General features: G+C 71.8%; 18 protein-coding genes. 16 read left to right on the top strand and 2 right to left on the bottom strand.

Going from position 1 to position 22717, the window contains the following annotated elements:
- Positions 1 to 9: 9 nt before the first annotated feature.
- Together E1269_RS18480 and E1269_RS18485 are read left to right on the top strand one after the other, a co-directional pair.
- Positions 10 to 1824, top strand: a complete 1815-nt coding sequence (locus E1269_RS18480; protein ID WP_131897192.1) for an ABC transporter ATP-binding protein — start codon at positions 10 to 12, stop codon at positions 1822 to 1824.
- Positions 1821 to 3605 (top strand): ABC transporter ATP-binding protein, encoded by a 1785-nt coding sequence (locus E1269_RS18485; RefSeq protein ID WP_131897194.1) that lies wholly within the window; start codon positions 1821 to 1823, stop codon positions 3603 to 3605. Before E1269_RS18480 ends, E1269_RS18485 begins: the two co-directional genes overlap by 4 nt.
- Before the next feature lie 81 nt (positions 3606 to 3686).
- On the opposite strand, the gene E1269_RS33870 is transcribed toward E1269_RS18485, so the two are convergent.
- Together E1269_RS33870 and E1269_RS18495 are read right to left on the bottom strand one after the other, a co-directional pair.
- Positions 3687 to 4271, bottom strand: a complete 585-nt coding sequence (locus tag E1269_RS33870; protein ID WP_131897196.1) for a septum formation family protein — start codon at positions 4269 to 4271, stop codon at positions 3687 to 3689.
- 141 nt (positions 4272 to 4412) lie between these two features.
- Positions 4413 to 4898, bottom strand: coding sequence for a septum formation family protein (locus tag E1269_RS18495; RefSeq protein WP_131897198.1), 486 nt, complete (start codon positions 4896 to 4898; stop codon positions 4413 to 4415).
- Positions 4899 to 5049: 151 nt separating this feature from the next.
- On the opposite strand from E1269_RS18495, the gene hisI reads away from it, so the two are divergent.
- The 14 genes from hisI to pyk all read left to right on the top strand — a co-directional run bounded on the left by hisI (position 5050) and on the right by pyk (position 22686).
- A complete protein-coding gene (gene hisI, locus E1269_RS18500; RefSeq protein WP_131897200.1) occupies positions 5050 to 5409 on the top strand; it encodes a phosphoribosyl-AMP cyclohydrolase in 360 nt (119 codons plus the stop codon).
- Positions 5406 to 6944: an anthranilate synthase component I gene (locus E1269_RS18505; protein WP_203433864.1), complete on the top strand. Its 1539-nt coding sequence runs from the start codon at positions 5406 to 5408 to the stop codon at positions 6942 to 6944. The genes hisI and E1269_RS18505 overlap by 4 nt, the downstream gene beginning before the upstream one ends.
- Positions 6941 to 7516: a Trp biosynthesis-associated membrane protein gene (locus E1269_RS18510; protein ID WP_162606493.1), complete on the top strand. Its 576-nt coding sequence runs from the start codon at positions 6941 to 6943 to the stop codon at positions 7514 to 7516. The genes E1269_RS18505 and E1269_RS18510 overlap by 4 nt, the downstream gene beginning before the upstream one ends.
- 81 nt (positions 7517 to 7597) lie before the next feature.
- Positions 7598 to 7864 carry an HGxxPAAW family protein gene (locus E1269_RS18515; protein ID WP_203433866.1) on the top strand — a complete coding sequence of 89 codons (267 nt, stop codon included), beginning with the start codon at positions 7598 to 7600 and terminating at the stop codon, positions 7862 to 7864.
- A 75-nt stretch (positions 7865 to 7939) separates the two neighbouring features.
- A complete protein-coding gene (locus E1269_RS18520) occupies positions 7940 to 8221 on the top strand; it encodes a winged helix-turn-helix domain-containing protein (RefSeq protein WP_203433868.1) in 282 nt (93 codons plus the stop codon).
- Between the two features lie 117 nt (positions 8222 to 8338).
- A complete protein-coding gene (gene trpC / locus E1269_RS18525; protein ID WP_131897206.1) occupies positions 8339 to 9154 on the top strand; it encodes an indole-3-glycerol phosphate synthase TrpC in 816 nt (271 codons plus the stop codon).
- 289 nt (positions 9155 to 9443) lie between these two features.
- Positions 9444 to 10697, top strand: a complete 1254-nt coding sequence (gene trpB / locus E1269_RS18530) for a tryptophan synthase subunit beta (protein ID WP_239000953.1) — start codon at positions 9444 to 9446, stop codon at positions 10695 to 10697.
- Positions 10694 to 11488, top strand: coding sequence for a tryptophan synthase subunit alpha (gene trpA / locus E1269_RS18535; protein ID WP_131897208.1), 795 nt, complete (start codon positions 10694 to 10696; stop codon positions 11486 to 11488). Before trpB ends, trpA begins: the two co-directional genes overlap by 4 nt.
- A gap of 46 nt (positions 11489 to 11534) precedes the next feature.
- Positions 11535 to 12275 (top strand): DsbA family protein, encoded by a 741-nt coding sequence (locus tag E1269_RS18540; RefSeq protein WP_131897210.1) that lies wholly within the window; start codon positions 11535 to 11537, stop codon positions 12273 to 12275.
- Positions 12276 to 12357: 82 nt separating this feature from the next.
- Entirely contained in the window at positions 12358 to 13167 is an 810-nt protein-coding gene (locus tag E1269_RS33485) for a DsbA family protein (protein WP_131897212.1), read from the top strand.
- 53 nt (positions 13168 to 13220) lie between these two features.
- On the top strand, positions 13221 to 14861 hold the full coding sequence (gene lgt, locus E1269_RS32975) for a prolipoprotein diacylglyceryl transferase (protein WP_239000954.1): 1641 nt from the start codon (positions 13221 to 13223) through the stop codon (positions 14859 to 14861).
- A gap of 375 nt (positions 14862 to 15236) precedes the next feature.
- A complete protein-coding gene (gene gltB, locus E1269_RS18555) occupies positions 15237 to 19760 on the top strand; it encodes a glutamate synthase large subunit (protein ID WP_131897214.1) in 4524 nt (1507 codons plus the stop codon).
- A complete protein-coding gene (locus E1269_RS18560) occupies positions 19753 to 21219 on the top strand; it encodes a glutamate synthase subunit beta (protein ID WP_131897216.1) in 1467 nt (488 codons plus the stop codon). The genes gltB and E1269_RS18560 overlap by 8 nt, the downstream gene beginning before the upstream one ends.
- A gap of 27 nt (positions 21220 to 21246) precedes the next feature.
- On the top strand, positions 21247 to 22686 hold the full coding sequence (pyk, locus tag E1269_RS18565) for a pyruvate kinase (protein WP_131897218.1): 1440 nt from the start codon (positions 21247 to 21249) through the stop codon (positions 22684 to 22686).
- Positions 22687 to 22717: the final 31 nt, after the last annotated feature.

Here is a 22717-nt window from a genome sequence, read left to right on the forward strand (position 1 = left end):
CGCGACGCGATGAGAGCGAGTGATGTGAGGGACGAGCGGCAGGCGACCCTGCGCGAGGGGTTGCGCATCCTCGTTCGGGCCATGCGGGACGAGCCGGTCATTCTCGGTGTCGCGGTGGCCGGCAGCGCGGTGTACGGCATCGCGACGGTGGCCGCGGCCGAGGTCATCGGGCGGGTCACCGACCAGGTGGTGGTGCCGGCGTTCCGCGACGGCGAGACCACCACCAGGGCACTCGCGCTGGCTGCGCTGGCGATCATGGTGACGGCGCTGGTCAAGGCGGCGGGCATCGTGGTGCGGCGCTACTTCGCCGGGCTCGGGCAGTATTCGCTGAACGCCCGCTACCGGCGCCGGGTCACCCGCCAGTATCTGCGGCTGCCATTGTCGTGGCACCATCGGCACTCCACCGGCAAGCTGCTGTCCAACGCGAACGCCGACGTCGAGGCGACGTTCTGGCCCATCGCGCCGCTGCCGTTCGCGCTGGGCGTCGTGGTCATGCTGGTGTTCGCGCTGGTGTCCATGTTCCTGGCCGACCCGCTGCTGGCGCTGGTCGGCGCACTGGTGTTCCCGGCCATCCTGCTGCTGAACTTCGTCTACCAGCGTCGGCTGTCGCCGCTGGCCACCCGGGCGCAGGCACTGCGCGCGGAGCTTTCGGGAGTGGCACACGAGTCGTTCGACGGCGCGCTCGTGGTGAAGGCGATGGGCCGCGAGGCCGACGAGACCACGCGGTTCGCGAAGGTCGCCGGCCAGCTACGCGACGCGAACGCGGCGGTCGGCCGGGTGCGCGGCGCGTTCGACCCGATGCTGGAGGCGCTGCCCAACCTGGGTGTGCTGGCGGTGCTGGCCATCGGGTCCGCGCGGGTGGCCGACGGCACCCTCGAGGCCGGCACGCTGGTGCAGGTGGCGTATCTGCTCACCATCACCGCGTTCCCGATCCGGGCCATCGGCTTCGTCCTCGGCGAGCTGCCTCGGGCCACCGTCGGCTGGCGACGGGTGTCGGCGGTGCTGGACGCCACCGGCGCGCTGCCGCACGGCACCGGCAGCCTGCGCGGGCAGGGCGACGCGGCTCACCTCGGCATCCGTGACGTCAGCTACTCCTACGTCGAGGGCACCCCGGTGCTCGACGGCGTCCACCTCGACGTCGAGCCCGGCCGCACGGTCGCCGTCGTCGGCTCCACCGGTTCGGGCAAGTCCACGCTGGCCAGCCTGCTGGTCCGGCTGGTCGACCCGCAGACCGGCGCGGTGCTGCTCGACGGCACCGACGTGCGTCAGCTGGAGCCCGGCGCCGTCGCCGGGGCGGTCTCGCTGGTCTTCCAGCAGCCGTTCGTCTTCGAGGACACCGTCCGCGACAACGTCACGCTCGGTCTCGAGGCCGGCGACGACGACGTCTGGGCGGCGCTGCGACTCGCCCAGGGCGCCACCTTCGTCCGCGAGCTCGACGGCGGCCTCGACGCGCGCATCGGCGAGCGCGGTGCCACTCTCTCCGGTGGCCAGCGGCAACGGCTGGCGCTGGCCCGGGCGCTCGTGCGCCGGCCGCGGCTGCTCGTGCTCGACGACGCCACCAGCGCGGTCGACCCGGAGGTGGAGCGGCGCATCCTGGCCGGACTGCGCGAGGCGGCGCTGCCGTCCACCGTCGTCGTCGTGGCCTACCGGCGGGCCACGATCGCGCTGGCCGACGAGGTCGTCTATGTCGACGAGGGCCGGGTTTCCGCCCGTGGCGTCCACGCCGACCTGCTGGCGCGCTCGCCCGGATACCGCGACCTCATCACCGCCTACGAGCGCGACGCCGCCGAACGCGCGATGGACCGGACGGAGGACGCGTCGTGAGCACCGCATCCCGGCTCGGCGACGTCCGGATCGACTCCGCGTGGGGGACGCTGCGCCGTGGCCTGGCGCTGTCGCCGGAGATCACCCACGGGCTGACGCTGACGCTGCTCCTGGCGGTCGTCGCCACCGCCGGCCGCGTGGTGGTGCCGGTCGCCGTCCAGCAGACGGTCGACGGCGGCCTGAACGCCCCCGGCGGCGCCGACATCGGCTACGTCCGCTGGATGGTGGCGCTGGCCGCGGGCGGTGTACTGGTCACCGTCGTCGCCGCCTATCTGATGAACCGCCGGGTCTTCAGAGCCAGCGAGGCCGGCCTGGCGACGCTGCGGACCAAGGCGTTCCGGCACGTCCACGACCTGTCCGTGCTCACCCAGGACACCGAGCGGCGCGGCTCGCTGGTGTCCCGGGTCACCAGCGACGTCGACACGATCTCGCAGTTCGTCCAATGGGGCGGGCTGATCATGCTGGTCAGTATCGGACAGCTGATGATCGCGACGGTCCTCATGGCCGTCTACTCGTGGCAGCTGACACTGCTGGTCTGGATCTGCTTCCTGCCACTGTTCCTGGCGCTGCGGACGTTCCAGCGGATGCTGTCCGCCGCCTACATGACCGTGCGCGAGCGGGTCGGCTTCATGCTGGGCGCCATCTCCGAGTCGGTCGTCGGTGCCCAGGCGGTGCGGGCCTACGCGGTCGAGGCGCGCACCCAGCGGCGCATCGACGACGCCGTCGAGTCGCACCGGGCGGCGGCGAGCCGGGCGCAGCGGCTGGCGGCGACGGCGTTCTCCACCGGCGAGGTGGTGGCCGGCCTGGTCAACGCCGCCATCGTCGTGGTCGGTGTGCTGCTGGGGGTCGCCGGCGACATCACCCTGGGCCGGATGCTGGCGTTCCTGTTCCTGGTCACGCTGTTCGTGGCGCCGGTCCAGGTGGGCACGGAGGTGCTCAGCGAGGCCCAGAACGCCATCGCCGGCTGGCGTCGGGTGCTGGGCATCCTCGACACGCCGGCCGACGTCGTCGACCCGGGTCCCGACGGAGTCAGCCTGCCGCGCGGCCCCGTCGACGTGCGCTTCGAGAAGGTGTCGTACGCCTACCCGAACGGGCCGACGGTGCTGCGGGACGTCGACGTCGCCATCGCGCGCCACACCCGGGTGGCCGTGGTCGGTGAGACCGGGTCGGGCAAGACGACCTTCGCCAAGCTGCTCACCCGGCTCATGGACCCGGTGTCCGGCCGGGTGCTCGTCGACGACACCGACCTGCGCGACGTGCGCTTCTCGTCGCTGCGCGAACGGGTGGTCATGGTGCCGCAGGAGGGATTCCTCTTCGACGACACGCTGGCGGCGAACCTGCGCTACGGGCGTCCGGGCGCCACCGACGACGACCTCTGGCTGGCCATCACCGAGCTGGGGCTGGCCGAATGGGCGCAGACGCTGCCGGCCGGGCTGGACACGCCGGTCGGGCAGCGGGGCGAGTCGCTGTCGGCGGGGGAGCGGCAGCTGGTGGCGCTGGCCCGGGCGTACCTGGCCGACCCGGACCTGCTGGTGCTGGACGAGGCCACCAGCGCCGTGGACCCGGCGACGGAGGTGCGGCTGGCGCGAGCGCTGGAGGGCATCTCGCGCGGGCGCACGTCGGTGACCATCGCGCACCGGCTGTCCACGGCCGAGGCCGCCGACGAGGTGTTCGTGTTCGACAAGGGCCGGCTCGTGGAGGCCGGCCCGCACGCCGAGCTGGTGCAGAAGGGCGGCGTCTACGCCGGCCTGCACGCGGCCTGGATCAGCCAGTCCCGCTGAGGCCCTGCCGCGCCACGATCTTCGGCGGTCGGCCACGCGATGGCGGGCCGACCGCCGAAGGTCATGCGGTCAGGCGACGGGTCAGCGGCCGGCGCCCTCGAGGGTGCCGGTCACCGGGCCGGCCGGGTCGTAGATGGTGCAGACCAGCTCGCGGTCGCCCTGCGCCCACGACTCCTCGGTCGGCTCCAGCCACTGGATGTCCAGGACCGAGTCGGCGTACGGCATCCCGACGAACGTCTCGAACTCGGCGACGCAGTCGGACTCGACCTGCGTCTGGAACGCCTCCGAGCCGGGGAAGTCGCCGTCGGCGACCTCGTAGACCGCGAAGACCTCCTGGTCGTGCTCATCCTCGCAGGGGATCACATTCAGCTCGCTGATCTGCTCCTCGGCGTTGAAGTTGCTGATGCAGTCGCCGAGGCCGACGTCGAACACGTCCTGCGTCTCGCCTCCGGGCGTCTGTTCATCCTCGGTGGGCTCCTCGGTGGGCTCCTCGGTGGGCTCCTCGGTGGGCTCGTCGGTCCCGCCGCCGGTCTCCTCGCTGCCGGACGTCTCCGTTGCGGTGGCGTCGTCGCCGGCGGTGTCGTCGGAGTCGTCCCCACATGCGCTCAGGCTGAGCGCGGCCACGGCGGCCAGGGCCGCGACGGTCGTGCGAATCGTGACCTTCACGATCATTGTCTCCTTAGAAATGAACCACACCGCGGACGACCGGCATGGTGCCGGCCGCGTGGATCACGGTGTCTTTACCGACCGCGCATCCAGCACCGGCAGGTGCGAACGGATGGCGGAACTCTGGATGGGACACGGGGATCAGCGCCCGGCTCCTTCGAGGGAACCGGTGACCGGCCCGGCGGGGTCGTACACCAGGCACACGAGCTCGCGGTCGCCCTGCTCCCAGGACTCCTCGGTCGGCTGCAGCCAGGTGTAGTCCAGCTCGGACTCCGCGTAGGGGACGCCGACGAACGTCTCGAACTCGGCCACGCAGACCTCGTCGGCCTCGGCCCGAAAGGCCTCGTCGCCGGGGAAGTCGCCGTCGGACAGCTCGGACACGGCGTAGGCCTGCTGGGCGTGCTCGTCGTCGCACGGGGCCAGCGCGACCTCGCTGACCTCGGCGGAGTCGCCGAAGTCGCCGAGGCAGTCGCCGACGCGGACCTCGAAGACGTCGGCGTCGTCAGCGGACTCGGTGATGTTGCCGGCCTCGTCGCGCTGCGGGCCGTCCTCGGAGCAGGCGCCCATCAGCACGACCGCGGCGCCGGCGAAAGACGTCGCCACCGCGGTGCGGATGGTGCGTGCCACGAGAACCGCTCCCTTACCTCACGTGTCTGTGCGGGTCAGCCCTGATGTACCCAACCACGGCACCCTAGTTGGTCACCCGCCTGTCCACGATGCGAACCGCCGATGCGGGCCTCCGGCGCGTCGGCCCGGCGTCGTCGGCGACAATGGGTGGATGCCCGGTCTAGACCCCACCGTAGCCGCGCGGCTCACCCTCACCGCGGACGGCCTGCTGCCCGCCGTCGTCCAGCAGCATGACACCGGCGAGGTGCTCATGCTGGCCTGGATGGACGCCGAGGCGCTGCACCGCACCCTCACCACCGGCCGTGCCACGTACTGGAGCCGCAGCCGGCAGCGGCACTGGGTCAAGGGCGAGACGTCGGGCAACCGGCAGTGGGTACGCGAGGTGCGCCTGGACTGCGACGGCGACACCCTGCTGGTCCGGGTCGACCAGGAGGGCCCGGCCTGCCACACCGGCACCCGCACCTGCTTCGACGCGGGGCGCCTCGACGCCGTCGTGGGGTCGCCGGCATGACTCGAATGCCTGCGGAGCCAGGTATCGACGCGTTCCGGGTGCTGGCCAAGGAGTGCCGGGTCATCCCGGTGGTGCGCCGGCTGCTGGCCGACGGCGAGACCCCGGTCGGGGTGTACCGCAAGCTCGCCGCTGACCGCCCCGGCACCTTCCTGCTGGAGTCGGCTGAGCACGGCGGGGTGTGGTCGCGGTACTCGTTCGTCGGCGCGCACTCGGCCGCGGTGCTGTCCGAGCGCGACGGCGAGGCCGTCTGGCACGGTGCCCCGCCGGTTGGCCTGCCCGCGGGCGGCGACCCGTGGGAGGCCCTGCGCGGCACGCTCGCCGCGCTGCGCAGCCCGCGGCTGCCGGGCCTGCCGCCGCTGACCGGCGGGCTGGTCGGCTTCGTCGCCTACGACGCGGTCCGCCGGCTGGAGCGGCTACCCGAGAGCACCGTCGACGACCTTCGGCTCCCGGACCTCGCGTTCCTGCTCGCCACCGATGTGGCGGTCCTCGACCACGACGACGGCACCATCCTGCTGGTCGCCAACGCCGTCAACTGGGACGACAGCGACGAGCGGGTCGACGAGGCCTGGGCCGACGCCGTCCGGCGACTGGACCGCATGACCGCGGAGCTGGCCCAGCCGACGCCGTCGTCGGTGGCGTCCTACGACCCGGCGACCCCGCCGCGGCACGAGAGCCGCACCGCGAAGCCGGACTTCCTGGCCGCCGTCGAGCGGGCCAAGGAGGAGATCCGGGCCGGCGAGGCGTTCCAGATCGTGCTCTCGCAGCGCTTCCAGACGCCCACCCACGCCGACCCGCTCGACGTCTATCGCGTGCTGCGCCGCGACAACCCGAGCCCGTACATGTACCTCGTCCGGCTGCCCGGGCCCGACGGCGGCGAGGACGGCGCGTACTCCGTCGTGGGCTCCAGCCCGGAGGCGCTGGTCAAGGTCACCGGCGACCGCGCCATGACGCATCCCATCGCCGGCACCCGCTGGCGCGGCGACACTCCGGAGGCCGACGCCGCGCTGGCCGAGGAGCTGCTGGCCGACCCCAAGGAGCGCGCCGAGCACCTGATGCTCGTCGACCTGTCCCGCAACGACCTCGGCCGGGTGTGCGCACCCGGCACCGTCGAGGTGGTCGACTTCATGACCGTGCGCCGCTACAGCCACGTCATGCACATCGAGTCGACCGTGGTCGGCCGGCTGCGACCGGACCGCGAGGCGCTGGACGTGCTGGCCGCCTGCTTCCCGGCCGGGACACTGTCCGGTGCGCCGAAGGTCCGGGCCATGGAGATCATCGACGATCTCGAGCCCACCCGCCGCGGTGTCTACGGCGGCGTCGTCGGCTACCTCGACTTCGCCGGCGACCTCGACGTCGCCATCGCCATCCGCACCGCCCTGATCCACGACGGGGCCGCGTACGTGCAGGCAGGCGCCGGTATCGTCGCGGACTCCGACCCCGAGGCGGAGTGGACCGAGTCGCGCAACAAGGCCGCGGCGGCGCTGCGGGCCATCGCCGTCGCCGAGTCAATGCGGCCAGTGCGGCCCGAGCCGTGAACGCCGTCCGACGCGAGTACCTGCTGGCGCTGGCGCTGCTGGTGGCCGGCGGCGCCCTCGGGCTCCTCGCGTCGTCCCGGCCGTGGGGGTCCGCGCAGCAGCCGTCGTCGCTGTCGGTGACGGCGACGACGGTGTCGGGCAGCGACCTGCTGCCCTTCGCTCCGGCGGTGTCGCTGGTGGCCATCGCCGCCGTCGTCGCGGTGCCGGCGGTGCGGCGGGTCGGACGGCGGATCGTCGGCGCGGTGGTGGCGCTGCTGGGCGCGACGCTCGTGGTGTCGGCGTTGCTGGCGGTGCTGGACCTCGACGGCCGGATCGAGTCGTGGATCGTCGACGCCCCTGGGTCGTCCGGGCCGGTCAGCGAGGTGTCGACGACGCCGGGCTGGGGGCTCGCGGTGACCGCGGCCGGCGTGCTGGTCCTCGCCGCGGGCCTGCTGATCGCGGTGCGCGGCCCGCGCTGGCCGTCCATGGGCGCCAAATACGAGCGAACGCCGCGCGGCCGCACCACGTCCGGCGAGGTGAAAGGCGGGCGTGAGGCCTGGGAGGCTCTCGACCGCGGCGACGACCCAACCTGACTTCATGGCGCCGACGTGGATGCGGCGCCGATCCGGCACAATGAGCCGTAGCAGCAACCGGACGCAAGGAGACGACGCAGCATGGCGCACAACGAACACGGCCACACGCCAGCCGCCTGGACGACGGTCATCCTCATCCTCGCCGGCTTCGTGGTCGGCGCCATCGCGGTCATCCTGCTGAACTGGCCGCTGTTCTGGATCGGTGGGGTGGGGTTGATCGTCGTCGCCGGCATCGTCGGCAAGATCATGCAGATGATGGGCCTGGGCCAGATCGACCCGCAGGCCGGCCGCGACCGGCGCTCCGCCGATGCCGCGACCGCGACCGCGGGCGAGGAGACCAGCGGGTAGGCCATGGCCGGTCACCCGGGCAGGACTCGGACGGACCGGGCCGTAGCCGGCCCGGCCTCGGTGTCCGTGGCCGGGGTGACGCTCGACCCGACCAACCGCCGTGCGGTCACCCCCGCCGGCGTCGAGGTCGCGTTCACGCCGCTCGAGGCGGCGGTGTTGGCGTACCTGATGAACCGGCCGGGCCGGGTGTGCAGCCGTGACGAGCTGATGTGCGAGGCGCTGGGCTACTCCGTGCCGGTGGGGTCGCGCACGGTGGACGTGCACATCGCTGCCCTGCGCAGCAAGCTCGGCGACGCGGTCCGCATCCGGTCGGTCCGCGGCGTGGGTTACCGGCTGGAACCGGCCGCGAAGACGTGACGGGAAGCGTGTCCAGGTGACAACACCGGGGGCACGTCGATGCGCGCGAAGGCGCGTGGCTACTCTGGAGCGGCTGGGTCGACCGATCCGGCCGCAGGGCGTCGGCGAGGGGCGGAGATGAGCGTTCTCGAAGAGATCATCGAGGGTGTGCGCGCTGACCTCGCCGAGAGGGAAGAACGCGTCCCGCTCGACGAGCTGAAGGCGATGGCGGCCAAACAGCCGCCGGCTCGTGACCCTCTGCCGTTGCTCCGTTCTCCCGGTGTCTCGGTCATCGCAGAGGTGAAACGGTCGAGCCCGTCGCGGGGTTCCCTGGCCGAGATCGCCGACCCGGCCGCGCTGGCCGGCGACTTCGAGTCCGGCGGTGCGGCGGCCATCAGCGTCCTCACCGAGCAGCGTCGTTTCGGCGGCACGCTCGACGACCTGCGGGCCGTGCGGGCCGCCGTCGACGCCCCCGTCCTGCGCAAGGATTTCATCGTCACCAGCTACCAGCTGTGGGAGGCGCGGGCGTACGGGGCGGACCTGGCGCTGCTCATCGTCGCCGCGCTGGAGCAGATCGCGCTGGTCAGCCTGGTCGAGCGGGCCGAGTCCATCGGCCTGACCCCTCTGGTCGAGGCGCATACCGCCGACGAGGTCCGGCGCGCGGCCGACGCCGGCGCCAAGCTCATCGGCATCAACGCCCGCAACCTCAAGACCCTCGACGTCGACACCTCGACGTTCGAGCGGCTGGCCCCGGTGGTGCCCGACGGCGTCGTCAAGATCGCCGAGTCCGGCGTCAAGGCGCCCCGCGACGTCATCGACCTCGCCCGGGCCGGCGCCGAGGCCGTCCTCGTCGGCGAGACGCTGGTGACGGGCAAGGACCCGCGCGCCGCGGTCGCCGACCTCGTCGCCGCCGGCGCCCACCCCGCCCTCAACCGCGGCAGCCGCCAGAACTGACCCCGCTGTAACCATGATCATCAACGATCGTGGGTGTGATAGCGCCCACGATCGTTGATGATCAAGGGTGTCGGCGGCCGCGATCTCGCACGACCTCGACACCGAGAGGGGTGAGGGTAACTTCGGGACGCGGGGGAACTTGACGACGGTGCTGACGGACCGTCAACCCATACGGCAAAACCGGGAGCGATTCCTGTGCCGGCGACCGGCTGCGATACCGTCGCGGTGACGGCGCATCGGCGCATCCGTCACGTCAGCCATCTCTGCAAGACATCGAGGAGCTTCTCGGGTGGACACCACACCCGGCGGCGGGCACGTCCTGGCCGCCGATCGTCCCGGCCGATTCGGACCGTACGGGGGCCGGTACGTCCCCGAGGCCCTGGTCGCGGCGCTGGACGAGCTGGACCGCGAGTACGCCGCGGCCGCGCAGGACCCGAGCTTCACCGCTGAGCTCGACCACCTGCTCACCACCTACAGCGGCCGCCCGACGCCGCTGACCGAGGCGGCCCGGTTCGGTGCCGAGGCCGCGCACGGCGCGCGCATCCTGCTCAAGCGCGAGGACCTCAACCACACCGGGTCCCACAAGATCAACAACGTGCTGGGCCAGGCACTGCTGACCAAGCGCATCGGCAAGCAGCGGGTCATCGCCGAGACCGGGGCCGGCCAACACGGCGTGGCCACCGCGACCGCCGCGGCGCTGATGGGCCTGGAGTGCGTGATCTACATGGGCGAGGAGGACACCCGCCGGCAGGCGCTCAACGTCGCCCGGATGCGGCTGCTCGGCGCCACCGTGATCCCGGTGAGCACCGGCTCGCGCACCCTCAAGGACGCCATCAACGAGGCGCTGCGCGACTGGGTCACCAACGTCGAGACCACCAACTACGTGTTCGGCACGGTCGCCGGGCCGCACCCGTTCCCGACGCTCGTGCGCGACCTGCAGCGCATCATCGGCGTCGAGGCCCGCCAGCAGGTCCTCGACCTGACCGGCCGGCTGCCCGACGCGGTCGCCGCCTGCGTCGGCGGCGGCTCCAACGCCATCGGCATCTTCCACGCGTTCCTGGACGACGCCGACGTCGCCCTGTACGGCTTCGAGGCCGGCGGCGACGGCGTCGCGACCGGCCGGCACGCGGCCACCATCACCGCCGGCAGCCCGGGTGTCCTGCACGGCGCCCGGTCGTACCTGCTGCAGGACGAGATGGGTCAGACCATCGAGTCGCACTCCATCTCCGCCGGGCTGGACTACCCGGGTGTCGGGCCGGAGCACTCGTGGCTCAAGGACACCGGCCGGGCCGCCTACGAGCCGGTCGACGACGCCGAGGCCATGGAGGCGTTCCGGGTGCTGTGCCGGACCGAGGGGATCATCCCCGCCATCGAGAGCTCGCACGCCCTGGCCGGTGCCCGGCGCCTCGGCGAGCGGCTGGGAAAGCAGCACGGACCTGGCGCCGTCATCCTGGTGAATCTCTCCGGCCGCGGCGACAAGGACGTCGACACCGCCGCCAAGTGGTTCGGCATCATGGATGAGTCCGGGGAGGTCCGCGCATGACGACGTCGGTCGCCTTCGAGAAGGCGCGCGCCGAGGGCCGGGCCGCCCTGGTCGGGTACCTGCCGGCCGGCTACCCAAGCGTCGACGGGTCCATCACGGCGCTGCGGGCCATGGTGCAAGCCGGCGTCGACGTCGTCGAGGTCGGGCTGCCCTACAGCGACCCGCTGATCGACGGGCCGGTCATCCAGCGCGCCGTCGACGGCGCGCTGCGTGCGGGAACGACGACGACGGACGTGCTGCGGGTGGTCGAGGCGGTCGCCGCCACCGGCGCGCCGGCCGTGGTCATGTCGTACTGGAACCCGCTGGGCCGCTACGGCGCGGCGGCGTTCGCCCGCGACCTCGCTGCGGCCGGCGGCTCCGGCGTGATCACCCCCGACCTCACCCCGGACGCCGACGACGCGTGGCTCCCGGCCGCCCGCGAGCACGGCCTCGACACCGTCTTCCTGGTGGCGCCGTCCTCCACCGACGAGCGCATCGCCATGACGACGGCGTCCTGCCGCGGCTTCGTCTACGCCACCTCCGTCATGGGCGTCACCGGCACCCGCGACCAGGTCAGTGACGCCGCCTCGGTGCTCGTGTCGCGGACCCGGGCCACCACCGAGCTGCCGGTCGCCGTCGGGCTGGGGGTGTCCGACGCCGGCCAGGCCGCCGAGATCGCCGCGTTCGCCGACGGCGTCGTCGTCGGGTCCGCGTTCGTGCGGCGCATGCTCGAGGCACCGGACGAGCCGGCCGGGGCCGCGTCGGTGGCCGAGCTGGCCGGCGAGCTGGCCGGGGGAGTGCGCCGCCGGTGAGCACGCGGTGAGCAGTCGTTGAGTACGTGGTGACGGGCGGGCACTGATGGCGAGCAAGAAGGAGCAGGCGCGACAGCGTGCCGCGCGGCTGCGGGCCGAGGCGGAGGAGCGGGCCCGGCTCGAACGCCGCCGCGAACGCCTCCTGCGGTTCGGCGTCTCCGCCGCGGTGCTGGTGGCCGCCGTCGTGCTGGTGCTGTTCCTGGTGCGCGACGACGGGCCGGAGGGCACCGGGGCGATCCCGACCGGTGCCACCGCGTCCGGCATCGTCGTGGGTGAGGAGTCCGCGCCGATCACCATCGACTACTGGTTCGACTTCCAGTGCCCGTTCTGCGGGCAGTTCGAGGCGGAGAGCGGGCCGGTCCTGGAGGACGTGGTGGCCGACGGCACCGCGCGGGTGGCCTACCACCCGGCGGCGTTCCTCGGCGAGGAGTCCGACCGCGCCTCCAACGCCTTCGGCTGCGCCATCGACGCCGGCCGGCCGGTCGAGTACCTTACGGAGCTGTTCGAGAACCAGCCGCCGGAGCGGTCCGGCGGCTACACCGACGACGACCTCGTCGAGGCCGGAGCCGCCATCGGCCTGGACGACCCCGAGTTCGAGTCGTGCGTGCGCGACGGCACGTACGCCGACTGGGGCTCTCGGGTCCGCGAAGCCTTCCGCGACGCCGGCCACGAGGCCACGCCCACCGTCCTGATCAACGGCGAGGAGCTGGAGGGCAACCCGGTCGACCTGAGCGCCGAGGAGTTCCGTGCCGCCGTTGATGCCGCCGCGGCGGGCTCGCCGCAGTAAACTCCGGAACTCATGCCGGGGGCAATGAAGTTCTACTGTCGTCCCATTCCGTGATCCGACCCGTCCCGAAGGAAGCCCACCGATGAGCAGCAAGAAGGCCGAGGCGCGCGAACGCATCAAGGCGATGCGCGAGGAGCAGGCCCGCCAGGAACGCCGTCGTGAGCGGATGATGCGCTACGGCGTCGCGGTGGCCATCGTGGCCGCTGTCGCCATCATCGCGGTCGCGGTCGCGGCCAGCCGCGGCGGGGACGACGGTCCGGTCGCCGTGCCGGCCGCCAGCGGAACCGGCAACGGTCTGGCCGTCGAGGGCGACGGCGCCGGCATCCTCGTCGGCCAGCCGGACGCGCCCGTCACGATCGACTACTGGATGGACTTCCTCTGCCCCCACTGTGCGGAGTTCGAGGCCGCCAACGGCACCCTGATCGACGAGCTGGTCTCCTCCGGCCAGGCCAACATCGTGTACCACCCGCTCACGTTCACCGGTGGCGTCTACTCCAGCCGGGCCAACAACGCCTTCGCCTGCGCGGCCGACGAGGACATGGCCTCGGAGTTCGTGAACGCGGCGTTCGCCTCCCAGGGCACCCAGTGGTCCACCGGTTCACTGGTCGATCTCGGCGAGCAGACCAGCATCGGCGGCGACTACGAGTCGTGCGTGAACGACGACACCTACGAGGACTGGGCCAGCGCGGCGGAGTCCGAGGCCCGCGAGTTCGAGGTGACCGCCACCCCGACGGTGTTCGTCAACGGCGAGCTGCTGGACTCCACCGCATGGACGCCCGAGGGCATCCAGGCGGCGGTCGACACCGCGGCGGCCGGCGGCAGCATCGCCACGCCGGCGCCGACCGGGACGACGACGCCGACCCCCACGCCCACACCCGGTGCGACGGAGTAGGGCAGGGGCTGACCCATGGCCCGCCGGTTCGCCCCATCCGGTACGGTTCGCCTGTGATCACGACTCCGGCCGTGTTGCCCGCGTCCATTCCGAGCCCCGCTGACGGCTCCTGGAGCATCGGCGGCTTCGAGCTGCGGGCGTATGCCCTGTGCATCATGGCCGGCATCGTGCTCGCGATCTGGCTGGGTAACCGGCGCTGGCTGGCCCGCGGCGGCGAGCCCGGCGTCGTCGCCGACGTCGCCGTCTGGGCGGTGCCGTTCGGCATCGTCGGTGGCCGGCTGTACCACGTCATCACCGACAACCAGCTGTACTTCCGCGAGGGCCAGGACCCGTGGCAGGCGCTGCGCATCTGGGAGGGCGGCCTGGGCATCTGGGGCGCCATCGCGATGGGCGGGCTGGGTGTCTGGATCGCCTGCCGCCGCCGCGGCGTCCCGTTCGCGGCGATGGCGGACGCTCTCGCGCCGGGCATCGCGATCGCCCAGGCCGTGGGCCGGTGGGGCAACTGGTTCAACCAGGAGCTCTTCGGCCGGCCGACCGACCTGCCCTGGGGCCTGGAGATCGACTCGGGCTTCCGGCCCGACGGCTACGCGGACGCCGAGACCTTCCACCCGACGTTCCTCTACGAGTCGCTGTGGGCGCTGGGGGTCGCGCTCGTGCTGCTGTGGATCGACAGGCGTTACCGGATCGGCCACGGGCGGCTGTTCGCGCTGTATGTCGCCGGCTACACCCTGGGTCGCGGCTTCTGGGAGTACCTGCGCATCGACCTCGCCAACGAGTTCCTCGGGGTCCGCATCAACCTGTGGGTCTCCGGCGTGATCTTCCTGGCTGCCGTCGCCTACTTCTTCTGGTCGCTGCGCATGCACCCGGGCCGTGAGGACCCGGAGGCATTGCGCGGCTTCTACGACCAGGAGGATCCGTTCGCCGACTCCTCCGACGCCGACAAGGCCAAATCCAAGGCCGGCGACTCCGACGACGACGCGGCGCCCTTCAGCCTCCCCGACGACGATGACGACGGCGACGGTGGTGGCGAGCCGGCCGGTGCGCCGAAGCCGAAGCCCGACGGTGACGCCGAGGCGACGGCGGACGGCGACGCGGAGGCGACGGCGGACGGCGGCGCGAAGCCCGAGGCGAACGCCGAGGTGAAGACCGAGTCGGACGACGGCGCGAAGCCGGCGACCGACGGGGCGAGCGGCGAGGCCGGACCGCGGGCGACGAGCACGGCGAAGAAGACCGCCGCGACCAAGAAGACCGCCGCGACCAAGAAGACGGCAGCGGCGAAGAAGACAGCAGCGGCGAAGAAGACAGCACCGGCTGACACGCCCGCGCCGGCGGAGCAACCGACCCTCATGGAGTCGGCCGGCGCCATCGACACCGCCGCCGATTCGGCCGCACCGGCGAAGAAGTCCGCCGCGAAGAAGGTCGTCCCGGCTTCGGCCTCCGCGACCACCGTCGCTGCCACCGCGTCCGCCGCGAGCTCGGACCCGAAGAGTCCGGCGAAAAGGTCGGCGGCGAAGAAGACCACCGCGAAGAAGGCGACGGCGACGAAGAAGGCGACGGCGACGAAGAAGGCGACTGCGACGAAGAAGACGAGCGCCACGACGAAGGCGACGGCGACGGAGACCACCGCGGCGAAGAAGACGGCGGCGAAGAAGGCTCCCGCGAACGAGACCGCCCCGACCGACGTCGCGGACTGAGTGAGCCCCGCCGGGCCGCCTACAAGGCTCCACGCCTTGATCATCAACCGGTGGCGACGCTATGACGTCGGCAACCGTTGATGATCAAGGCCGCAACGTTGCCAACAAGTTACAAGCGTCGCATGATGCGTGGATGTCAACGTATGTGTGACGGCCCGACAGTCCGCAAGCCTCACGATCTACGGCCAGCGCCCGCCGGCGGCGAAGAAACCGGTGATCAACGACGTTTCCGCGCGCTACACCGTCGGCCCGGCCGCACTTATCATGGAGAGACGCGACAACACACAGCGCTCGAAGTGTTGTAATCTCCACGAAACTCGAAGCACGGGCCATCGCCGTCCCTGCCCCGCCGCCAGTCTCGACGACGGGAGTGCCATGCGCCTCATGCCTGACCCCGAGGGCCTGTACGACCCGCGGTTCGAACACGACGCCTGTGGTGTCGCCTTCGTGGCGACGCTCGACGGCGTGCCGAGCCGCGCGATCGTCGACCACGGGTTGACCGCTCTGAGCAATCTCGATCACCGCGGCGCCTCGGGCGCCGAGCCGGACTCCGGCGATGGCGCCGGCATCCTGCTGCAAGTGCCCGACGCGTTCTATCGCGCGGTCGCCGGCTTCGAGCTGCCCGAGCCCGGTCACTACGCCACCGGCCTGGTCCTCGTCCCCGACGACGACGATCAGGCCGCCGAGATCGCCGCGGCGACTGAGCGCATCGCGGCCGAGGAGGGCCTGACGGTCCTGGGCTGGCGCGAGGTGCCCACCACTCCCGGGCTGCTGGGCGCGACGGCACGCTCCACCCTGCCGCGCATCCGCCAGCTCTTCGTCGCCGACGCCGCGGAGCACCGCGACGCGGCCGGCATCGCTCTGGACCGCATGGCGTTCGCGCTGCGCAAGCGCCTGGAGCGGACCACGGAGGCGTACTTCCCGAGCCTGTCCTCGCGCACCATCGTCTACAAGGGCATGCTGACGACCGGCCAGCTGGAGCCGTTCTTCCCCGACCTGTCCGACCAGCGGCTGGCCACCGCCATCGCCGTCGTCCACTCGCGGTTCTCGACGAACACGTTCCCGAGCTGGCCGCTGGCCCATCCGTACCGCTTCGTCGCACACAACGGCGAGATCAACACCGTGATGGGCAACCGCAACTGGATGCGGGCCCGCGAGTCGCAACTGGCCAGCGACGTCATCGACGCCGACCTTGCCCGGCTGTACCCGATCGTGGCGCCCGACGGCAGCGACTCCGCCAGCTTCGACGAGGTGCTCGAACTGCTGCACCTGGGCGGGCGGAGCCTGCCGCACGCGGTGCGCATGATGATCCCCGAGGCGTGGGAGAACCATCAGGGCATCTCGGCGGCCCGGCGCGACTTCTTCGAGTTCCACAGCACGATCATGGAGCCCTGGGACGGCCCGGCCGCGGTCGTCTTCACCGACGGCAGCCTGGTCGGCGCGGTGCTGGACCGCAACGGCCTGCGCCCGGGCCGGTACTGGATCACCGACGACGGCCTGGTCGTGCTCGCGTCGGAGGCCGGCGTCCTCGACATCGAGCCCGAGCGCATCGTGCGCAAGGGCCGCCTCGAGCCCGGCCGGATGTTCCTGGTCGACGTCGCCGGGCATCGGGTCATGGACGACGACGAGGTCATGGACAGCCTCGCCGCGGAGCAACCCTACGGCGAGTGGCTGCACGCCGGGCTGATCCGGCTCGACGAGCTGCCCGAGCGCGAGCACGTCGTGCACACCCACGCCAGCGTCACGAGGCGGCAGCAGACGTTCGGCTACACCGAGGAGGAGCTACGGCTGCTGCTCGCGCCGATGGCCAAGATGGGCGCGGAACCGATCGGGTCCATGGGCACCGACACGCCCATCGCGGCACTCTCGTCGCGGCCACGGCTGCTGTTCGACTACTTCTCGCAGCTGTTCGCGCAGGTGACGAACCCGCCGCTGGACGCCATCCGCGAGGAGTTGGTGACGTCGCTGGCCGGCACCATCGGCCCGGAGGGCAACCTGCTCGACCCCGGTCCGGCGTCGTGCCGGCAGCTGGTGCTGCCGTTCCCGGTCATCGACAACGACCAGCTCGCCAAGATCATCCACATCAACCGCGACGGCGACCTGCCCGGCTACGCGACCCATGTGGTGCGCGGGCTGTTCGACGTCGCGGCCGGAGCGGCCGGGCTGTCCCGGCGCCTGGACGAGATCTGCGTCGAGGTGTCCAAGGCCATCGAGTCCGGGGCACGCATCGTCGTGCTGTCGGACCGGCACTCCGACACCACGCTCGCGCCGATCCCGTCACTCCTGCTCACCTCCGCGGTGCACCACCACCTGATCCGCGAGAAGAGCCGCACCAAGGTCGGCCTGGTGGTCGAGGCCGGCGACGTGCGCGAGGTGCACCACGTGGCGCTGCTCATCGGCTACGGCGCCGGAGCGGTCAACCCGTACCTGGCCATGGAGAGCGTCGAGGACCTGGTCCGGCAGGACACGCTGCTGCCGGGCGTGACGCCGGAGAACGCCGTCGCCAACCTCATCAAGGCCCTGGGCAAGGGCGTGCTCAAGGTCATGAGCAAGATGGGTGTGTCGACGGTGGCCTCGTACACGGGCGCGCAGATCTTCGAGGCGCTGGGACTGTCGTCCGAGGTCGTCGACCGGTACTTCACCGGCACCACCTCCCGCCTTGGCGGCGTCGGCCTCGACGTCGTCGCCGAGGAGGTGCGCCGGCGGCACGCGCAGGCCTACCCGCGCGGTGGCACCGCCACCCGGCACCGGCGGCTGGAGATCGGCGGTGAGTACCAGTGGCGGCGTGAGGGCGAGCCGCACCTGTTCGACCCCGAGACCGTCTTCCGGCTGCAGCACTCCACCCGGGCCGGCCGCTACGACGTGTTCAAGCAGTACACGCAGGGCGTCGACGAGCAGTCCCGGCGGCTGATGACTCTGCGCGGACTGTTCACGTTCAAGGCGGGAAAGCGCCCAGCGGTGCCGATCGACGAGGTCGAGCCGGTCGAGAGCATCGTGCGCAGGTTCTCCACCGGCGCCATGTCGTACGGGTCCATCAGCAAGGAGGCGCACGAGACCCTCGCCATCGCCATGAACCGGCTCGGCGCGAAGTCGAACACCGGTGAGGGCGGCGAGGACACCGACCGGCTGCACGACCCGGAGCGGCGCAGCGCCATCAAGCAGGTGGCCAGCGGCCGGTTCGGCGTCACGTCGGACTACCTGACCAACGCCGACGACATCCAGATCAAGATGGCGCAGGGCGCGAAGCCGGGCGAGGGCGGCCAGCTGCCGGGACACAAGGTGTACCCGTGGGTGGCGCGCACCCGGCACTCCACCCCAGGCGTCGGGCTCATCTCGCCGCCGCCGCACCACGACATCTACTCCATCGAGGACCTCAAGCAGCTCATCCACGACCTCAAGAACGCCAACCCGGCCGCGCGCATCCACGTGAAGCTGGTGGCCGAGGTCGGCGTCGGCACGGTCGCCGCGGGCGTGTCGAAGGCGCACGCGGACGTCGTGCTGATCTCCGGGCACGACGGCGGCACCGGCGCGGCGCCGCTGACCAGCCTCAAGCACGCCGGCGGCCCGTGGGAGCTGGGGCTGGCCGAGACTCAGCAGACGCTGCTGCTCAACGGGTTGCGCGACCGCATCGTCGTGCAGACCGACGGCCAGCTGAAGACCGGCCGCGACGTCGTGGTCGCCGCGCTGCTGGGTGCCGAGGAGTACGGGTTCGCGACGGCGCCGCTGGTGGTGTCCGGCTGCATCATGATGCGGGTCTGCCACCTCGACACCTGCCCGGTCGGCGTCGCCACCCAGAACCCGGAGCTGCGCAAGAAGTTCACCGGGCGGCCGGAGTTCGTGGTCAACTTCTTCGAGTACATCGCCGAGGAGGTGCGCGAGTACCTGGCGCAGCTGGGCTTCCGGAGTCTCGACGAGGCCATCGGCCACGCGGAGATGCTCGACACCACCGCGGCGGTCGACCACTGGAAGGCCGCCGGGCTCGACCTGTCGCCGATCCTGCACGTGCCGCGGCTACCCGACGACGCCGCCCGCCGGCAGGTGGTCAGCCAGGACCACGGCCTGGAGAAGGCGCTGGACAACCAGCTCATCGCGCTGGCCACCGACGCGCTGGAGAGCGGCGACCCGGTCCGGGTGCAGCTGGAGGTTCGCAACGTCAACCGCACCGTGGGCACCATGCTCGGCCACGAGGTCACCAAGCGCACCGGTGGCACCGGCCTGCCCGACGGCACCATCGACGTGACGCTGGTCGGCTCGGCCGGGCAGTCGTTCGGCGCGTTCCTGCCGGCCGGGGTGACGCTGCGCCTGGAGGGCGACGTCAACGACTACCTGGCCAAGGGGCTGTCCGGCGGCCGGGTCGTCATCCGGCCCGACCGCGCGGCCCGGTTCACCGCCGAGGAGAACATCATCGCCGGCAACGTCGCAGCCTACGGCGCCACCGGCGGCGAGCTGTTCATCCGCGGCGTCGTCGGGGAACGTTTCTGCGTGCGCAACTCCGGCGTCACGGCCGTCGTCGAGGGGGTGGGCGACCACGCCTGTGAGTACATGACCGGCGGTGTCGCGGTCATCCTCGGCCGCACCGGCCGCAACATCGCGGCGGGCATGTCCGGCGGCAACGCCTACGTGCTCGACCTCGACACCAGCCTGGTGAACCCGGAGATGGTCGACCTAGAGACGCCCGACGCCGACCAGCTGCGGCGGCTGCGCGAGATCGTGGAGAAGCATCGCGACGAGACCGGCTCGGCCGTCGCCGAGGCACTGCTGGCCGACTGGGCCGTCGCCCAGGCCCGGTTCACCCTCGTCATGCCCAAGGACTACAAGCGAGTGCTCGCCGCCAAGGCCGCCGCCGAGCGCGATGGACGCGATGTCGACGTCGCGATCATGGAGGCGGCGAATGGCTGACCCACGAGGTTTCCTGAAGACCCCGCGTCAGGTCGCGAAGGCGCGGCCGGTCGACGTGCGGCTCAAGGACTGGAACGAGGTCTACCCCGAGCCCGGCATCGGGCGTACCTTGCTGCCGATCATCACCGAGCAGGCCGGTCGCTGCATGGACTGCGGCATCCCGTTCTGCCACCAGGGCTGCCCGTTGGGCAATCTCATCCCGGAGTGGAACGACCTGGTGTGGCGGGACGACTGGAAGGTGGCGGCGGAGCGGCTGCACGCGACGAACAACTTCCCGGAGTTCACCGGGCGGCTGTGCCCGGCGCCGTGCGAGGCCGCGTGCGTCGTCGCGATCGCCGACGACGCCGTCACCATCAAGAACGTCGAGGTCGCCATCATCGACAAGGCGGTCGACGAGGGCTGGGTGGTGCCGTCGCCGCCGGAGCGCCTGACCGACCGGACCGTGGCCGTGATCGGTTCCGGGCCCGCCGGACTCGCGGTCGCCCAGCAGCTCACCCGCGCCGGGCACACCGTCGCCGTCTATGAGCGGGCCGACCGCGCCGGCGGGCTGCTGCGCTACGGCATCCCCGAGTTCAAGATGGAGAAGCGGCACCTGGACCGCCGGCTGGACCAGATGCGTGCGGAGGGCACCATCATCCGCACCGGGGTCGACGTGGGCGGCGCCGTCACCGGCCAGGAGCTGCGGTCGCGCTACGACGCGGTCGTGCTGGCGGTAGGTGCGACGGCGTGGCGCGACCTGCCGATCCCCGGTCGCGAGCTCGACGGCGTCCACCAGGCCATGGAATACCTGCCGCAGGCCAACCGCAGCGCACTCGGTGAGACGGTGCCCGGCCAGATCACCGCCGCCGGCAAGCACGTCGTCATCATCGGCGGGGGCGACACCGGGGCCGACTGCCTGGGCACCGCGCACCGGCAGGGTGCCGCGTCGGTCACCCAACTGGAGATCATGCCCGAGCCGCCCGGCACCCGGCACCCGTCGACGCCGTGGCCGACCTGGCCGCTGATGTTGCGCACGTCCAGCGCCCACGAGGAGGGCGGCGACCGGGTCTACGCGGTCTCCACGCAGGAGTTCGCCGGTGTCGACGGGCACGTGACGGCGCTGCGGCTGGTCGAGGTGCGGCGCGGGGAGAAGGGCTTCGAGCCGGTGCCCGGCACCGAGCGCGAGCTGCCCGCCGACCTGGTGCTGCTGGCCATGGGCTTCGTCGGCCCCGAGCGTTCGCCGCTGATCGAGCAGCTGGGTGTCGAACTGGACGAGCGTGGGAACATCGTGCGTGACGATTCCTACGAGACCACGGTGCCGGGGGTGTTCGTCGCCGGCGACGCCGGACGCGGTCAGTCGCTGATCGTGTGGGCGATCGCGGAGGGCCGGTCCGCCGCAGCCGCGGTGGACCGCAAGCTCACCGGCGTCGATCGCCTGCCGGCTCCGGTCTCGCCCACCGACCGTCCGCTCGCGGTGTGACGGTCCAGAGAGATAGTGTTGGCGGACGTGCGTAGAGCGAAGATAGTTTGCACCCTTGGTCCAGCGACCGACTCCCCGGAGCGGCTGCGGGAGCTGATAGACGTCGGCATGGACGTCGCTCGGTTCAACCTCAGTCATGGCACCCACGCCGAGCACGAGGAGCGATATCTCCGCGTGCGCAAGGCCGCCACCGAGGCCGAGCGCAACGTCGGTGTGCTTGTCGACCTCCAGGGTCCCAAGATCCGCCTGGGCACGTTCGCCGAGGGTTCGGTCGAGCTCGAGGACGGCCAGACGTTCGTCATCACCGTCGATGACGTCGATGGCACCGCCGAGCGTGCCTCCACCACCTACAAGGGCTTGACGCACGACGTGAAGGCCGGCGACACCGTGCTGGTCGACGACGGCAGGCTGTCGTTGGACGTCACCGAGGTCACCGAGACCGACGTCGTGACCACGGTCGCCATCGGCGGGCGGGTCTCCAACCACAAGGGCCTCAACCTGCCTGGCACCGCGGTCAGCGTTCCGGCGATGTCGGAGAAGGACGTCGACGACCTGCGCTGGGGTCTGCGCGTCGGCGCGGACATGATCGCGCTGTCGTTCGTCCGCTCGGCCTCCGACGTCGAGGACGTGCACCGCATCATGGCCGAGGAGGGCGTGCGGCTGCCGGTCATCGCGAAGGTCGAGAAGCCGCAGGCGGTGGAGAACCTCGCCGAGATCGTCGACGCGTTCGACGGTGTCATGGTCGCCCGCGGCGACCTCGGGGTCGAGCTGCCGCTGTGGGACGTCCCGCTGGTGCAGAAGCGCGCCGTCGAGCTGTGCCGGCGCCGGGCCAAGCCGGTCATCGTCGCCACCCAGATGCTCGACTCGATGATCACCAATCCGCGGCCCACCCGTGCGGAGACCTCCGACGTCGCCAACGCGGTGCTCGACGGCGCCGACGCGGTCATGCTGTCCGGCGAGACCAGCGTCGGGGCGTACCCGATCGAGACGGTCACGACGATGGCCCGCATCGTCGAGGCGGTCGAGGACCACGGCCTGGAGCGCATCCCGCCGCTGGGCACCCAGCCGCGCACCAAGGGCGGCGCCATCACCAAGGCCGCGGTCGAGACCGGCAACCTGCTCGGCGCGAAGTACCTGGTCGCGTTCACCCAGAGCGGCGACTCCGCGCGCCGGATGGCCCGGCTGCGTCCCGGCATCCCGCTGCTGGCGTTCAGCCCGCTGACCGCCACCCGGCACCAGCTGGCGCTGTCGTGGGGCATCGAGGCGTTCACCGCCGAGCACGTCGACCACACCGACGAGATGGTCAAGCAGGTCGATCGGATGCTGCTGGAGCAGGAGCGGTGCCGGCGCGGCGACCTCGTGATCATCGTGGCCGGCTCGCCGCCGGGGATCCCCGGCTCCACCAACGCCATGCGGGTGCACCGCATCGGCGACGCCGTCGGCAAGGTCGCGCCCGCCTACCACTGATGCCGACGGCCACATGAGGCTCTTTTGCTGC

It is taken from the genome of Jiangella asiatica (genome assembly GCF_004349065.1).
In the GTDB taxonomy this organism is placed as follows: Bacteria; Actinomycetota; Actinomycetes; order Jiangellales; family Jiangellaceae; genus Jiangella; species Jiangella asiatica.